The sequence below is a fragment of the Paenibacillus tritici genome (assembly GCF_013204885.1).
In the GTDB taxonomy this organism is placed as follows: Bacteria; Bacillota; Bacilli; order Paenibacillales; family Paenibacillaceae; genus Paenibacillus_AQ; species Paenibacillus_AQ tritici.
Genome location: NZ_JABMKX010000029.1, coordinates 27,084 through 42,391 on the forward strand (window position 1 = coordinate 27,084; position 15,308 = coordinate 42,391).

Genomic DNA, 15,308 nt, shown 5'->3' on the forward strand with positions numbered 1-15,308 from the left:
TGTATGTCCGGTTTAGTTATTCAGTCCCCTGCTCCAGACACAGCCGGAGCAGATCATCTACATGCGCAGTCGCCAGACACTCCACCGTATCCGCAGCACCGTAATACATTTTGACCTCCCCGGAATCCTCCAGGATCATCCCGCCGGGAAAAATCACATCGTTGCGGAACCCGCCCGAGGTCTCATACAGCGCCTCCGGTGCCAGCAGCGGTGCTGCCGCCCGGCCGATAATCCGGCTGGGATCTTGAAGGTCAAGCAGCATAATCCCGGCGGTATAGCGCTTCTTCCAGCTGTCCTCCCAGCCGTTCTTGCCCCGGCTGCGGTCAAGATCCACGGCATGGAATGTGGTCAGCCAGCCCTTGTCCGTCTTGACCGGCGGGGCACCGGGCCCCACCTTGTCATTGGCATACGCCACATGCTCTACAGCCAGCAGCAGCTTGTGATTCCCCCAATACTTCAGGTCCGGGGAATCACTCATCCACATATCGAAGCGGTCCAGTCCGCCCCGGCTGTAGACCGGCAGCGGACGCTCCAGCCTGACGTATCTGCCGCCGATCTTCTCCGGGAACAGCACCATATTGCGGTTATCCGGCAGCGACAGGCTCAGCACCTCGAAGGAGTGGAAATCGTCCGTCACGGCGATCCCGCCGCGCAGGCCGTGAAGCGTATCAACCGCGAAGCACAGATAGCAGCGTTCACCAATCACGGTCAGGCGCGGATCATATACCCGGACCACTTCCTCATCATGCCAGGACCAGCAGGGCTCCGGCTGGACCTCCCAGCTTACTCCGTCATCGCTGAAGGCGAGTCCCAGATTCGTTGTATGGTGGGGGGCGACGATCCCCTTGCCCTCATCCCCATAGTCATTGCGGAAGACCATTACATATCTGCCCTTGAATTTCGCCACACCGGCGTTGAAGACCATGGCCGGCCCGTACGGGACATCCGCAGGCTTCAGAATGGGGTTCAGCGGATGCCGGACTATCACCGGACTTGAGGTAAGTGTTCCTATCGTCAGATCGTTCATCATGGAAGTTTCTCCTTTGCATATACAAGATTAGAGCTACCCTTTCACCGAACCGGCTGTAACCTGGATGAAGGTCTTATTGGCCAGAATATACGCCAGCAGCATCGGCAGAATGGACAGGCAGGCACCGGCCATCATCAGATGAATCTGCATCGCGGCCGAGGAGCCGTAGCGGAGATTCGCCAGCCCGACAGTCAGCGTCTGCAGCTTCGGATTGGTCATGGTGAACACCAGCGGCAGGATATATTCGTTCCACGAATGGCGGAAGGCGAATAGTCCGGCAACGCCCAGTCCTGGAGTCAGGAGCGGCAGAATGATGCGGAAGAAGGTGCGGATGAAGCCGGAGCCGTCGACCATAGCTGCTTCATCGAGTTCCCGGGGGATTGCTTTGAAGAAGCCCTGCAGCATGAAAAAGGTGCTGGAATGGGCGCTCACCAGAATCAGAATAACCCCCCACAGCGTGGTATTCAGATGCAGGGCAACCATCAGATCGAACTGCGGGCGCAGCACAATCGCACCCACCGAGATGAACATCATGGAGGCCTGCACCGTTACAAATATCCGTTTGCCGGGGAAATTACGCCGGTCCACCACATAGGCAGCCATCGACGCTACCAGCAGCGTCCCCACCGTAACCATCACACTCATAAAAGCACTATTCCAGGTATAGCGGGCAAAGTTGGCCTGCTTCCAGGCTTCCGCATAGTTGGCGAATTGCAGCTTCGCCGGAAGCAGGCTGCCGCCGGTCATCATTTCCGCCCCGGTCTTCAGCGATCCGGTCAGCGTCATCAGCAGCGGAAACAAGGTCAGGAGCGCCGTTGCCAGCAGGAACAGCCACATAAGCGCCCGGACCGCAATTCTTCCGGCATGGCCGGATGGCCGGAGCGCCGTCTGCGGCCGTCCGGCCGGCTGCTTGGATATCACATGTTCGTTCATATCAATAAACCTCCTAATACACCTTGTTCATTTTGCGGCTGAAGAAGAAATACAATCCGGTAACCGCGCCGACAATCACGGCGGATGCGAAGCCCACGGCACTGCCGTAGCCCAGCTGCTGCGCTACCGGTGAACCGGTGGATACAGGGAACAACAGCTTATACAGATAGAGGTACATCACTTCGGTTTTGCCGATCGGTCCGCCTTCTGTAATGACCATGATGCTCTCATAGCCCTTCAGGGAAGCGATAATCGCCAGCATAATGACCATCTGGGCAACCGGAGCCAGCATCGGAAGCGTGATATTCCAGAAGCGTCTTCCGGCGTTCGCTCCGTCAATGGCCGCGCTCTCGTACAAATCCTGCGGAATACTCTGCAGCCCGGCGAGGAAGAGCAGCATGTAGTTGCCGACCGCACCCCAGACCGCCACGATAATAACTGTCATCATCGCATGCTTCGGACCAAGCCAGTCAATCGGCTGGGAGACCAGATGCAGCTTCATCAGAACCGTGTTAACCATCCCGTTATAGGAATTGAAGATGTTATAAAAAACAACGGAGATCACCGCCGTACTGATCACAGTCGGCATGAAATAGATACCCCGGAGCAGATTAGAACCGCGCAGTCTGCCATTAAGAATGACAGCCAGCAGCAGGGACAGCGGCAGGGTCAGCAGCAGCTTGCCTCCGGCAAAGACGAAGGTATTGCGGACTGACTCCCAGAACAAGCCATCCCGCAGCAGCCTGCTGAAATTGTCCAGCCCGATGAACAATGCCTCGCCATATCCGGCATAATCATAGAACATATAGCGCAGCATCCAGAATAAAGGATAGATGCCAAGGGTAATCGTCAGAATAATGCTCGGCGCAAGGAACAGGGAGTTCTCCCCAAGCCTTCTCCATTTGTAAATCATGCGTTGTCCTCCTTCGGGGATAGCAAAGGGGCTGCGCCGGGAATCCCGTACTAGCCCCTTCCTAACCTGTTATTCTCCCTGCGGTTTCAGCGGATCAAAGGCAGCATTTGGCGTAACGGTAACCTCGCCCTTCTCCACTGCTTTGGTCAAGGCGGCATTGTATCTTGTGTTCAAATCCTCAGTAATGGCCTTGGCGTCTCCGCCTGCAAGGATATATTTGAAGAAAGCATCCGCATAGGTAGAGCCCTCTGGAGTAACGCTTGGCACTGCAGGCCAGAGTGAGTCATGCTCGCCGACCAGGAACCCTTCCATGCCGTTAATTTCCGGGTTCTTAGCCTGTTCTACAATGGTTGGCACTACGGCAATCCCGAAGCCCTTCTCATGATACGTCTTCAGAATATCGTCACCGTACATGTATTGCATGAATTTCCAGGCCGCCTCCTGATGTGCTGATTTGGCACTGATGCCGAGCCAGGTACCGGCGGACACAATTTCAGAGGTTCCTTTAATCTGGCCATCCAGTGTTGGAGCCAGGGCACCCGCCCAGTTGATTTCAGTCGGGAACTGGTCCTGATACACCCCCGGCTCTGTCGAGAAGGAGAGGTACATCCCGATTTTGCCTGCCGCAAACTGGGCGCGCAGCGGGTCGATGTCCAGTGTCTCTGCACCTGGCAGGATGCTGCCGTCTTCATACATCTGCTTGAAGTACTCGATGGTCTGGGAGTAAGGCGCGAAATCAAACTGGCCTGTCTTCAGGTCAAAGCCGAGTCCCTGATAGCCGCTCAAGGAGAGAATCTCGCGGATTGAACGGTCAAAAGCCGACTTCGGACTTTTGAAGTTCAGCGCGAAGCCATACACACCCTCTCCTTTGCCCTGCTCGGTAATTTTCTTGGCATCATCGACCATTTCCTGCAGCGATACCGGAGGATTCGCAATCCCCGCTTTGGCAAAGAGGTCCTTGTTATAGATCAGGCGCAGGGTGAGGCCGGTATTCGCCAAGGAGTATACCTTGCCGTCAATCCGGTTGACATTGTCGATAATTACGCTGCCAAATTTGGTTTTCATGTCATCGGTAAGATAACCGTCAATCGGTGCAAGATATCCTTTTTTGACAAATTCGGCTGTATTGCCGCTCTTCAGGCGGAGCAGATCCGGTGCCTGATTGCTGGTAAAAGCGATATCGACGCTCTGCGCGTAGTTCTCGGACATCACCGTCAGCTCGACCTGGATATTCTCGCCGTTCGTCTCATTGAACTTGTTGATCAGCTCTTTGATATATTCCTGGTCATGACGGTCGTCCGTCCAGTATTTAAGCTGTACAGGCTCGCTTGCGGCAGTGTTGCCGCCAGCAGCGGCCGTTGCGGCGGGAGCTGCCGTGCCCGCTTCAGGCGCTTCAGTTGCCGCCCCCGTGTTGTTGTTCCCGCCGCAGCCGGCGATTCCGGCGGCCAGCATGAGGCTTAAGCTGAGACCCAACCATTTTTTCTGCATACATTCTACCCCTTTGATTAACATTTGTATTGTGAGCTCGTTCTCATTATAAGCCCCCTCCCCCGCAAAAGGAGTGCGGCAGACTCACTCTCTAGGGACAGAAATCCATGGTTCTTATCTGCTGGATGTTCCTTGTCCGGTCAGGTTCCCGTTCTCATCGTAGTTCCGGATATACGCCAGCAATTCTGCAAAATTAACCCACGATATCCCCACCTTCTGATCTGCTGCGCCATAAGACATGATTAAATCATCGCCCAAGACAATGCCTCCGGTCGTAAACAGGCAGGGTGTCGGGTAATCCTCCGGCATTTCCCAATCCCGCTCTGCATACATCAGACGGTCGGAGCACCGGTGTATAACAGCCGGGAAATCATTATCCTGCTCCCTGAGGATCATGAAGGATTGCGTATACCCGAACTGTATATTTTTCTTCGCGTGATAGGATACCAGCCATTCTCTATTCCCCAAGGCTACCGGCGGCCAGCTTGCGCCCACCCGGTTCTCCTCCCAATCAAAGACCGGATAAGCCAGTAGCCTGTGCGCCGCTTTGGGCGAGGCCAAATCCGCTATGGATTCCGCTGCTGCCAGATAAATCGAGGGCTTCCCCGCCTGCTCTCCCCCTTCAAAGGGAAGGACATTCATCGGCCGGTGCAGCATCAGATATTGCATTTTACCGGCAATCCTCATTTTCCGGGGAAATAAGAACACATCGCGGTTATCGCTGATATGCCCCTCGGTAAGCGGACCCACATACTGAAAAGCGCTTTCATACTCACCCTGCTTCAACTTATCCAGATTCAGCTTGTAGAGCACACTGACTGTGTCATTAGCCCGCGCCGATTGAATGAACGGGTCTGTCTCATCTCCGGTAAAGATCCAGTCCGGAACATATTCAAACCGCGTCTGTACCGGAGGCTGCTGGCTGCTGAGCCAATAGGGGCCGGGGGGAAACGCCCGGCAGGCCACCGTGACGTATAGCTCCTCTTCGATATAAAAGATACGCGGGTCCTCCACACAGCCGTTGGCATAATTCCGCACTTCATTTCCGTATATATCCGTGATGTACAGTTCGTGCTCCTCATACCCCAGCGCAGGCGCCAGTGCGGGTGTTGAAAAGTCTGCCTCCCAGGTTTCTCCCGCATCCCTGCTGCTCGCATAACCCAGAAAAATCGGATAGGGATCATGACAGCCCTCTCTTCTTTTGTGCTGCCATGGCCCGGTGGCCCGGAACAGCATATGGATTTCATCAGAATCAGGGTCTTTAATAATAGCCGGATTCAGAACCATTTTATCCGCCCAATCACAGCCGGGTACAGGCTCAAGCGCCGGTTTGTCCAAATAGCGGAATTTCGGTTTCATCATTTCATATTTCCTCCCGTTTAACATCATAGAATAAGAGCTTTTGCCGTTTTTCAGGAATCACCTTATCATACGAAACTCCTGATTTCAAAAGCCTTTTGCCATAAAATCAGCTGCTGGACTAAAACAGTAAGATCCGTCAAATCAAAAAGGAAGATCCATCATTCCCGCCTGGCCGGCCAGCGGTTATGATAATTTCTGCAGGTGAAATCAGGCATTAGGAGGCGTACTATGAACCGGGAAAAGGTGTATGATATTGTCATTTACGGCGGAACCGCTGCAGGAATTACAGCTGCGGTCCAAGCTGCAAAAATGGGCAAATCTGTGGTAGTGATCGAGCAGGGACAGCGCATAGGGGGCCTTACCAGCGGAGGTCTGGGAGATACGGATGTGGGGATGAAGCAGGCGGTCGGCGGTCTGTCCCTGGAGTTCTACCAGCGGGTAGCCCGGAAATATAATGAAGACGGGGCACGCTGGCTGTTCGAACCCAAAGTGGCGCTCGAAGTACTGCAGGACCTCGTGCTCGAACACCCTATCGAGGTTGTCTGCGGAGACAGGCTTGAGCTTCAGGACGGGGTGGCCAGACAAGACACCACAATCACTTCTATCCGCATGGAATCGGGGAACATCTATAGGGGCAGGATGTTTATTGATGCTACGTATGAAGGCGATCTGATGGGCAAATCAGGCGTATCCTATACTGTCGGCCGGGAGCCGAATTCAGCCTATGGCGAGACGCTTAACGGTATTCAGCCCGGCGACGAGCTGAACGAGCTTCCAGCCGGTATTGATCCCTATATCATAAAAGGAGTACCTTCAAGCGGCTTGCTCCCGCGTGTCAATGCTACCCGCGGCGGCGGTATCGGTGACGGTGACAACAAGCTTCAGGCGTATAACTTCCGCATGTGCCTGACGGACAATCCCGGCAACCGCCTGGAGCTCGGGAAGCCTGAGGGATATAACGAGGCCGATTATGAAATTCTGTTCCGGGCCATTGAGCAGGGGCAGCGCTCCCGTTTCTTTAAATTAAACCGGGTTACTGCAGAGAAGACGGATTCCAACAACAATAGCGGCATTTCTACGGATTACAACGGAATGAACCATAGCTATGCAGAGGCGGATTATCCGGCAAGAGAAGCCATGTGGGAGGCCCACCGCATCTATCAGCAAGGTTATGTCTGGACCCTGCAGAATCATCCGCGGGTGCCGGAGGACATCCGGGCGGTCTACAAGCCGTGGGGGCTGCCGCTTGATGAATTCACGGACAGCGGCCACTGGACACCCCAGTTATATATCAGGGAATCCCGCAGGATGATCGGCGATTATGTGGTTACGGAGCATGATGTCAGACTGGACAATCCGGTTCTGGATTCCATCGGCATGGGCTCCTTCGCCATGGACTCGCACCATACCCAATACTATGTGAACGAAGACGGCCATGTAAGCACAGAGGGCGGATTCTATGTGAGATTGGCTGCACCTTACCCGATAAGCTACCGGGCGGTTGTACCGAAACGGACGGAGTGCACCAATCTGATCGTACCGGTATGTGTATCTGCTACTCATGCCGCCTACGGCTCAATCCGCATGGAACCGGTATTTATGATCCTGGGGCAATCGGCTGCGGCTGCAGCCGCGCTGGCGCTTGACGCGGACGGGATTGTTCAGAATGTAGAGGTGGAGAAGCTGCATTCCATCCTTCTTCAAGAAAATCAGGTTTTGTATACAGACGTCTAATCTGTGCATCCACTCGGATGGAACCGGAACCCGAATCTGCGCCGGTATTCTCCCGGGGAATAATCAAAGTGTCCGCGGAACATCCGGCAGAAGTGGGCATAGCTCTGGAAGCCCGTTTTGTCGGCAATCTGTTCAAGCGTTAGGTCACTGTACAGCACCTGCTGCTGTGCAAGCTTCAGTCTGACGCGAATACAGTAGGCGAACATAGATTGGCCAAAAGAAACCTTGAACAGATAGGAGCAGCGGGACACACTTAACCCGGCGGAGGCCGATATCTGCTCCAGGCTAAGCGGTTCATGGGCATGCTTGTCTATGAATAACTTAAGCTTGTACGCGGTGTCCTCTCCCTTGGTACGCGGATTGACCCCAATCACATGCTCCAGGGTCAGGCAAAATGTTCTCAGAAGATAGTCCATGATCTCGTCCAGGTTTTGCATCATTTTTCTCTTCTCGCTGATGATATGCTTCCATAACGTAAGCACCGTATCGTCAAAACCGATATTCGTTTTTACCGGCAGGCTTGTGTTGGCCCACCACAAGTCCAGCCATTCCCCCTTGCCGGCCAGGAAATAGTCCGAAGCAGGCTGAATCTCACCCGAGGCTGGTACGCTTCGGGGCTGAACGCTCAGTTCGTAGGGCTGGCCGGGAGGATAGATGAGCAGGTCTCCAGGGATGATGGTCTCGTAATTCCCCGCCACCAGCGCCCGGCAGGTTCCTTCTGCCTGAAACCGGAACAGATAGTAGGTCAGCCCCTCTTCGTACTTCACGGAGTGGGGCTTCGTGTGTGCGAAATAGTTAGCATACATGACACCGGAACGATGCGGCTCTGACTTCATCATCGGTAAGGCTTCTCCTCCGGCCGGTCAGGATGATAGCCCGCCCTGAATTCCGAAGGCGTCTGCCCGGTGATTTTCTTGAACATTTCGCTGAAATACCGCCGCTCCTGGTAACCCGCTGCAAGGGCGACCTCCTGCACAGGCATCCCCTCGATCAGCAGCGCTTTGGCCTTCTGGATCTTCTCCGTAGTCACGTACTGGGTAACAGTCATACCGGTCACCTTCTTGAAAAGACTGGAATAGTAGCTCACGCTGAGATGGACGTGAGCAGCACAATCCCCCACCGTTATATCCTCAGAGAGATGGCTCTGGATATAATCGAGTGAGGCATAGATGACCTTCTGCCCTTCGGACAGGCTGTTCTTGCGCACCAGTGCGGCCCCTTCCACGCATAACTCCAGCAGCTGCCGCTGCAGAGAGGCCAGCGGCAGTCCGGCTGTCCCCTGAACAGTCCTGAACCTCTGGATCAGCGGCTGGATATCCGCATACGGAATCAGCTCATAGAAGCTCCGGATCGCCGAAGCAGCCAGCTCATCGTACAGGCTGAGCAGATAATCCGGATTCTGCCGGGAGACAAGACTCTGAAGGCCTGTCGAGATATCCTCCAGAATGGCCGCTGCCTTGCCGGCATTGCCCGAGCGCAGCGCCAGCAGCAGCTCGTCCTTGTATTCCAGGGACAGCGGCTCCTGGCTGCCGGCCGGGAGAATATCGTCATAGCGGATGGCTGCATTGCCTTCCGTGAACAGATGATAGGCCAGCGCCCGGTTGGCCTGCAGATAGGAATCGGGCAGCTCACTTGTCTCCTCCACTCTGCCCCCGACCCCGACCGAGACGGTGAATTTGGTGTAGCGTTCAATATTCCGGCAGCAGCGTTCGGCAATCTCCACCGCACTGACCGTGCTGCAGTCATTCATAACCGCCAGATAGCGGTTATGTCTGGCGCGGAAGACTACGCAGCGTACATGCTCGGCAATCGTCTCCTGTGTGATATTGAGCAGCGAGAAGCGGATCAGCTCCACCTCGCGGATGCACAGCTCGGCTGCCCGCTCCTGAAAGTGATCAATCTCAAGCAGCATGACCACGAATCCTAGCGGATTCAGATCAATATTCAGGAATTCCCAGCGGGCCGCCGCCTGCTCCCAGGCTGTACGGTGGCTGACCAGCAGGGCGAAATATTCCTGCCGCAGCACCGGCAGACTCTCCCGCAATCGGTTCTCCATCTCCCGCAGGGTAAGCAGCTTCGAGTGTTCTTCCATAATTTCCGCCTTCGCCCGCAGCACCGTCTTCATAATATCCTCTTCGGTAAACGGCTTGACGACAAAGTCAAAAGCGCCAAGCTGGACGGCCTGCTGCGCATATTCAAAATCGGCATAGCCGCTAATCAGAATCACTTTACAATCCCGGTGGCGTTCCAGCACGGCCCGCAGCATGGAGAGTCCATCCATTCTCGGCATCCGTATATCCGTAATGACAAGATCCGGGCGCAGCTCCGAGATGATGTCCAGCCCAGCCTCCCCGTTGGCTGCCGTACCCGCCACCCGGATACCCTGCTCCGCCCAGTTCATGCAGGTGAGTCCTGCAACTACGCTTTTGATATCGTCTATAATGCACAAGCTGATCACACCCTTATCGTCCATCCTGATGCTCCTCTCTCTTGGGTAAAGATAGGATGACCGCCGTTCCCCTGCCCGGCCCGCTGTCCACCCGGAACACCGCGCTGTCCCCGTAATAGAGCTGCAGCCTGCGGATCAGATTGGACACGGCATACCCCTTCTCCGATTCCCGCCAGAACAGCGCCCGGACCTGATCCTCCTCCATCCCGGTTCCGTTGTCGCGGACCGTAATACACCAGCGTTCCCCCTCGTCCAATACCTCTATATCAATCACTCCGCCGCTTTCCAGATCACGGAAGCCATGCAGAATGCTGTTCTCCACCAGCGGCTGAAGCAGAATGCGCGGAAGAGGGAGTGTATTCAGCGCTTCATCCTCTACGTAGATTTCATAACGGAATAACCCTTCATAGCAGCTGCACTGCAGCTCCAGATACTGGCCGACATGCTCCAGCTCCTTGGACAGCGTGGTGATCTCCTGCCCTTTATTCAGCCCCAGCTGAAACAGCCGGGACAGCGACACTACCATCCGCTGCGACTGCTCCACCTGCTTCAGATTCAGCTTCCAGTAGATCGTATTCAGCGTGTTGTAGAGGAAATGGGGGTCCATCTGCGCCGACAGCGCCTTGATCTCCGCCGAGCGTTTATGTGTCTCCGCCTCGGTGACTTCGCCGATCAGCACTACAATCTGCTCCAGCATCCGGTTGAACCGGATACCGACCTGAGCCAGCTCGTCCCCGCTGCTGCTCTCGAACCGGGCGCTCAGATCGTTGCTTTCCACCTTTTTCATGACCTTCATCAGACCTTGAAGGGGCCTCAGCAGATAACGGGTAAATGCGCCGGATACCATCATCGTAACTGTAAAGGCAGCGAGGGCTACCACTACAAGCATCCACTTGACATAGATCATATCCTTCAGCACGCTGGCTTTGGACTGGATCGTGGTCATCGTCCAATCCGCAATGCCCAGATGGGCATAGTTCAGCAGGTAGGATTCACCGCCCAGCCTGAACGTATTGCTGAGATCCCGGCTGCTGCTGATCATACCGCCCAGATGACTGCCCTCCAGCGCCTGCCGGACCAGCGGATCTTTCACAGAATACACGGGCTCCCCTGAAGCGTTCAGCAGGAAGCTGTGCCCCCCGCCGCCGGTACCTCCGCTTACCAGCTTGCGGAAGCCGTCTTCGCGGATATTGACTACGATATACACACCGCTGACCGGAGTATCGAATATGGGCTCCAGGATCAGTGAGATCACCCGGTCCTTACCGGAGAACAGCATATCCTCATGTCCCTCAACCCACAGGTTCTTCTTCTCCTGTTCAATGCGCTCATACAGAAACGTATCCTTGAACTCCGTCAGCCGGTTGCGGTTCATTGACGACGGGTAGAACTCCCCGATCGGCGTGGACACATAGATGGACTGAATCAGCGGCTCGGCAATCCGCGCCTGCGAGAAAACGTTATCAAGATCATTCAGGTGGGTATAATATCTGCCTGTGTCCCCGGAGACGACATCCCTCATCATATCGTGAAAAGGCTGGCTGATCATAAAGGTCATCATGATCAGGGTCAGCTTGTTCAGCTTCTCGTCGATGATCTGTGCCGATTTGACGACGGTATCCTGGGTGAGCTTCAGCGCATTCTTCTCCAGGATCGCTGCGGAGATGGAATAGGACAGCCCTCCGGTCATCAGCACAGAGAGGAGAATCACGGCCAGGAATGCGGTTTTTAATTTACTGCGGAACGATTGCTTCCGGAAATAGTCCAATTTCTTCACGCCTTCCCGTGTACATGCCTGTTCTTTCGATTATGTCATCCGGACCCGGGGCCGGGCAATAAGCCGCTTAAGATATAGTGAAATCACCGTATGCGGAGCATGGATTTACCGTATGTACAATCCAAAAAGCCTGCTTGAATTCCGGCATCCTCCCGGCTTCAAACAGGCTCTTGTACGATTTATGATTCCGGCTTACTGTGCTTCAGCAAGGCCAATATGTTATTGAGCAGATGCACCTTGCGGATGGGCTTGATAATGATGGAGGCAAACTGCGCTTTGGTCTCCTCGTCCAGATTCGTCCCCAGGGGGGCAAGCAGAATGACGGGCAGCTTCCTGCCCGGAGCAAGCTGGCGCATATGCTTGGCAAGCTCTGTGGCTTCTGTCCCGGCGATATCCTTGTCCATAAGGATTAGATCATAGTCGTTATTGGCCGCCACAAGCTCCAGGGCCTCTCCGGCAGTACGGGCAGAATTCACAGCCACACTCCAGTCCTCAAGTACCGAAGAGATGACCTGCAGACTGGTCAGATTATCATCCACAACCAGGATCTTAATGGCATCAAGCACATCCTTCTCGAAGGGAATCGAGGGCAGGCTTGTATACTTCTCCAGATATAGTGTGACTTCCAGCCTGGTCCCTGTCCCTTCCTCGCTTTCGGCAGAGATCTCTCCCCCCATCAGCTCCACCAGCTGTCTGCAGATGGCCAGCCCCAGTCCGGTACCTCCGTAATGATGCAGCTCGCTGTTCTGGTGAACCTGGGTATATTTGTTGAACAGCCGCTTCAGCTTGTCCTGCGCTATCCCTATCCCGGAATCCTGAACCCTGATCCTAATTCCGACCTCTTCCCCGCGCACAGGCAAGGATTTCAGCTCAATCAGGATCTCCCCGGCGTGGGTGAACTTCAGGGCGTTGCTTACGATATTCATGATGATCTGGCGTATCTTGGGGGCATCTCCCAGAACATATAGTGGAATCTCCGAATCCACATTCAGAATAACCTCCAGGTTTTTCTCAAAAGCCTTGGTGGAGAACAGATAGACGCTCTCTTCCAGGGCGGTGATAATATCGAACGGTTCTTTTTCAATGAACAGCTTGCCCGCTTCCATCTTGCTGAAATCCAGAACATCGTTCAGGAATTGCAGCAGCTTGGCATTACTCGATTCAATGATCTCCATGTAATACCGCTGTTCCTCGTTCATATCAGTCGTCATCATCAGATCCGTCATGCTGATAATGCCGTTCATGGGGGTGCGGATTTCATGGCTGAGCATGGCGAACAGATCCAATTTCGATTGGCTCCGCTGCTCTACAGCTTCATACTTCCGTTCCAAATTCATAATATAGGTGAAAAAATAAGCCATTGCGCTTAAGATGTCCAGGTCTTCCTTCGTATGACTCCCGGCCGCAGGGTCCATCAGGCAGATCGTCCCGAGCGATTCGCCATCCTCAGTGATCAGGGGAACGCCAATGAATGAATGCACTCCCCGGGTGTGTATGAAGCCGAGCGCAGGGGACGCGGGCTGTGTATGCGTATCAGCGACCAGTAACGGCTTATTGTTATTCAGAGTGATCAGACTGCAAATAGGATCAAAAAACGCAGAGCCATCCGTATCCGGCGCCGTCAGCTCTTCCCGGTTGAACACCCGCAGCAGGGGATCTGAGCTTACACCATACACCGAAATCAGAATCGTGTTGGACTTGAAAAGTTGGCTTAGCAGCTCTATCATCCGGTCTGCGGCATCCTCTAAATTACGTATTACCGGACTACGGGTATTCGTATTCTCCATCTTCGTACCAGAACCTCATTTCCCAAGCCTAAATATGTAACGATAGACTTGACTGGTCCTTATCATAACAGAAAAAACAAGATAATATAACGCAGTAAGCCCCTCCCAGCCGGGAAGGGGCTTATTATATATTTGTAAGCAGCTTCATTACTCCCGCAGGGACCCTGTAGTCCGCTTCGCTCCGGTGTGGGCCTGCTGCACTTTATTGATCAGATGCTTGTACCGCTCCTGATCCTCCGCTGAAGCAAGCGGCCGGAACTGCTCGAATAATCTTACGGAGCGGATGACATAGGCCACACTGCAGAGAGCCGCCGAAGCCTCCAGACTCTCGAATAGGTAAGCCAGCCCCTGCTCTGCTCTCTCCGTGTGCAGATAATACACCGCCAGCTCATAGAGCAATACCGGATAGTTATCCGGGATATCCGCATCGGAAGCCGCTTGCCCCAAGACCATTCCTTCCTGCGCCAGCAACGGCTGGAAGCGGCTGATCAGGCTATCTGTATCCCAGTGGAAGCGGTTAGCCGCTTGAACGGCCTTAAGCAGCCCGTCCAGCAGCCCCAGCTCAGGGGTGCCGATATATTTCCCATATTCAGGGAGGACTTCAAGTTCACCGCACATCAGACGGTATAGACACGCATAGACTATACCAAGCTTCGTGAACTGTTCTTTGATCTGCCGGACCTCTTCCGATTCCTCCACAATCCAGTCCATGTCGGAGTACATGCCTACATAATCAAGCGCCTGCTTATATTCCCCGGATTCCTCACATACCTTGGACTGGAGCCAGTAGGAATATAGGATATAGAAGCACAGAGGCCTCTGCGCTTCCTTTATCTCCTTATGTTTTCTGGTTTTGTAATACCTTAGCTCGTACTGGATAGAGGTCTTATGATGCAGCTCCCGGGCCAGTATTCCGGCCTTATCCCAGTGCCGCAAAGAGATGTAGATGTCCGCGAGCTGCTGTATTGCACCCAATTGGTCGAGTTCCTCCAGGCGCTCCACGAAACACTCGAACCGGGTGGCTGCGCGGAAGTCCGCTTCGGGGCTCTGGCCAATTCTGATCTTGAACAACCGGTACTGGCAGAGGGCCAGCCGTTCTGAATGCTGATACTTCTCACTGTCAGCTACCCCCTCATAGAGCAGAGCTGCTGCTTCAAGCTTGCCTTGCCCGTAGAATTCTTCTGCCGTATCGAACAGCAGCGGAGCATATGTAATATTATCCATAATGATAAGAACAACCTGCCGGATACAGTCCAGCTTGTGAAGCTCCGCACAGCGGTGCAGGAAGGGTCCGAGCCGCCGCCAGTCAGGTGTGGAATGAACGACACATTCATCTATATATAGCTCATAAAATGTTCCTTCAGGAAGCCCCATCCCGGCGGTAATCCGGTCAAGCTGCTGCATGGCAATAGGACGGTTGCCATTAATAATGCTGCTCAGTGTTCCCGAATTGACACCGGATAGCCCTGCAAACTGATTGATGGTATAGCTCTCTTTTTTCAGAAAAGCAGCCAGTTCTGCTTGAATTGTAGACTTGTGTTGCAAACCAATACCGCCCCTCGAGAACCAGATATTCTAGTAAAAACCCAGATATTCCTATATAATAAGTCCCTTAATTAGACAGGTCAATCGAGTTTGAACGGTTCAAAAGAGGTTGACAAAACCGGAATAAATGTTATATATCCCCATTTCCGCCTGGCTGCAAAAATATTTTGCAACATTTCCGGCCCAGCAACGTTTATTAGGGTATAACCAAGTTTGAGAATGTTCCGGCAGGGTAAATACATCTTATAGACTTATGCCGTGTTACTATTACGCCAAGGGGGAAATTCATA

The 15,308-nt window shown here is 53.9% G+C and carries 11 protein-coding genes; 1 reads left to right on the top strand and 10 read right to left on the bottom strand.

Annotated features, from left to right (window positions below; genetic code table 11):
• Positions 1-16 precede the first annotated feature (16 nt).
• The 5 genes from HQN87_RS30650 to HQN87_RS30670 form a co-directional block, all read right to left on the bottom strand.
• Positions 17-1,027, bottom strand: coding sequence for a glycoside hydrolase family 130 protein (locus HQN87_RS30650; RefSeq protein WP_173140948.1), 1,011 nt, complete (start codon positions 1,025-1,027; stop codon positions 17-19).
• Between the two features lie 36 nt (positions 1,028-1,063).
• Entirely contained in the window at positions 1,064-1,963 is a 900-nt protein-coding gene (locus HQN87_RS30655; RefSeq protein WP_173140907.1) for a carbohydrate ABC transporter permease, read from the bottom strand.
• A 13-nt stretch (positions 1,964-1,976) separates the two neighbouring features.
• The gene (locus HQN87_RS30660; RefSeq protein WP_173140909.1) at positions 1,977-2,876 is read right to left on the bottom strand and encodes a carbohydrate ABC transporter permease; all 900 of its coding nucleotides are present in this window, start codon (positions 2,874-2,876) and stop codon (positions 1,977-1,979) included.
• A gap of 69 nt (positions 2,877-2,945) precedes the next feature.
• Positions 2,946-4,364, bottom strand: coding sequence for an ABC transporter substrate-binding protein (locus HQN87_RS30665; protein WP_173140911.1), 1,419 nt, complete (start codon positions 4,362-4,364; stop codon positions 2,946-2,948).
• A gap of 114 nt (positions 4,365-4,478) precedes the next feature.
• Positions 4,479-5,726 carry a glycoside hydrolase family 130 protein gene (locus HQN87_RS30670; protein ID WP_254075736.1) on the bottom strand — a complete coding sequence of 416 codons (1,248 nt, stop codon included), beginning with the start codon at positions 5,724-5,726 and terminating at the stop codon, positions 4,479-4,481.
• A gap of 228 nt (positions 5,727-5,954) precedes the next feature.
• Between HQN87_RS30670 and HQN87_RS30675 the strand changes: the two genes are divergently transcribed.
• A complete protein-coding gene (locus tag HQN87_RS30675) occupies positions 5,955-7,460 on the top strand; it encodes an FAD-dependent oxidoreductase (protein WP_173140913.1) in 1,506 nt (501 codons plus the stop codon).
• On the opposite strand, the gene HQN87_RS30680 is transcribed toward HQN87_RS30675, so the two are convergent.
• The 5 genes from HQN87_RS30680 to HQN87_RS30700 all read right to left on the bottom strand — a co-directional run bounded on the left by HQN87_RS30680 (position 7,457) and on the right by HQN87_RS30700 (position 15,018).
• Positions 7,457-8,299, bottom strand: a complete 843-nt coding sequence (locus HQN87_RS30680) for an AraC family transcriptional regulator (protein WP_173140915.1) — start codon at positions 8,297-8,299, stop codon at positions 7,457-7,459. The two genes, HQN87_RS30675 and HQN87_RS30680, sit on opposite strands and share 4 nt — an antisense overlap.
• Positions 8,296-9,933, bottom strand: coding sequence for a response regulator (locus tag HQN87_RS30685; RefSeq protein ID WP_173140917.1), 1,638 nt, complete (start codon positions 9,931-9,933; stop codon positions 8,296-8,298). The genes HQN87_RS30680 and HQN87_RS30685 overlap by 4 nt, the downstream gene beginning before the upstream one ends.
• On the bottom strand, positions 9,923-11,686 hold the full coding sequence (locus tag HQN87_RS30690) for a sensor histidine kinase (RefSeq protein ID WP_367272841.1): 1,764 nt from the start codon (positions 11,684-11,686) through the stop codon (positions 9,923-9,925). The genes HQN87_RS30685 and HQN87_RS30690 overlap by 11 nt, the downstream gene beginning before the upstream one ends.
• A gap of 179 nt (positions 11,687-11,865) precedes the next feature.
• Positions 11,866-13,473 (bottom strand): GAF domain-containing hybrid sensor histidine kinase/response regulator, encoded by a 1,608-nt coding sequence (locus tag HQN87_RS30695; protein WP_173140919.1) that lies wholly within the window; start codon positions 13,471-13,473, stop codon positions 11,866-11,868.
• Between the two features lie 147 nt (positions 13,474-13,620).
• Positions 13,621-15,018, bottom strand: a complete 1,398-nt coding sequence (locus HQN87_RS30700; protein WP_173140921.1) for a helix-turn-helix domain-containing protein — start codon at positions 15,016-15,018, stop codon at positions 13,621-13,623.
• Between the last annotated feature and the right edge of the window lie 290 nt (positions 15,019-15,308).

Excerpts from the sequence above, each read along its gene's own strand:
- HQN87_RS30650 (WP_173140948.1), bottom strand. The coding sequence starts at position 1,027 with ATGAACGATCTGACGATAGGAACACTTACCTCAAGTCCGGTGATAGTC.
- HQN87_RS30655 (WP_173140907.1), bottom strand. The coding sequence starts at position 1,963 with ATGAACGAACATGTGATATCCAAGCAGCCGGCCGGACGGCCGCAGACG.
- HQN87_RS30660 (WP_173140909.1), bottom strand. The coding sequence starts at position 2,876 with ATGATTTACAAATGGAGAAGGCTTGGGGAGAACTCCCTGTTCCTTGCG.
- HQN87_RS30665 (WP_173140911.1), bottom strand. The coding sequence starts at position 4,364 with ATGCAGAAAAAATGGTTGGGTCTCAGCTTAAGCCTCATGCTGGCCGCC.
- HQN87_RS30670 (WP_254075736.1), bottom strand. The coding sequence starts at position 5,726 with ATGATGAAACCGAAATTCCGCTATTTGGACAAACCGGCGCTTGAGCCT.
- HQN87_RS30675 (WP_173140913.1), top strand. The coding sequence starts at position 5,955 with ATGAACCGGGAAAAGGTGTATGATATTGTCATTTACGGCGGAACCGCT.
- HQN87_RS30680 (WP_173140915.1), bottom strand. The coding sequence starts at position 8,299 with ATGATGAAGTCAGAGCCGCATCGTTCCGGTGTCATGTATGCTAACTAT.
- HQN87_RS30685 (WP_173140917.1), bottom strand. The coding sequence starts at position 9,933 with ATGGACGATAAGGGTGTGATCAGCTTGTGCATTATAGACGATATCAAA.
- HQN87_RS30695 (WP_173140919.1), bottom strand. The coding sequence starts at position 13,473 with ATGGAGAATACGAATACCCGTAGTCCGGTAATACGTAATTTAGAGGAT.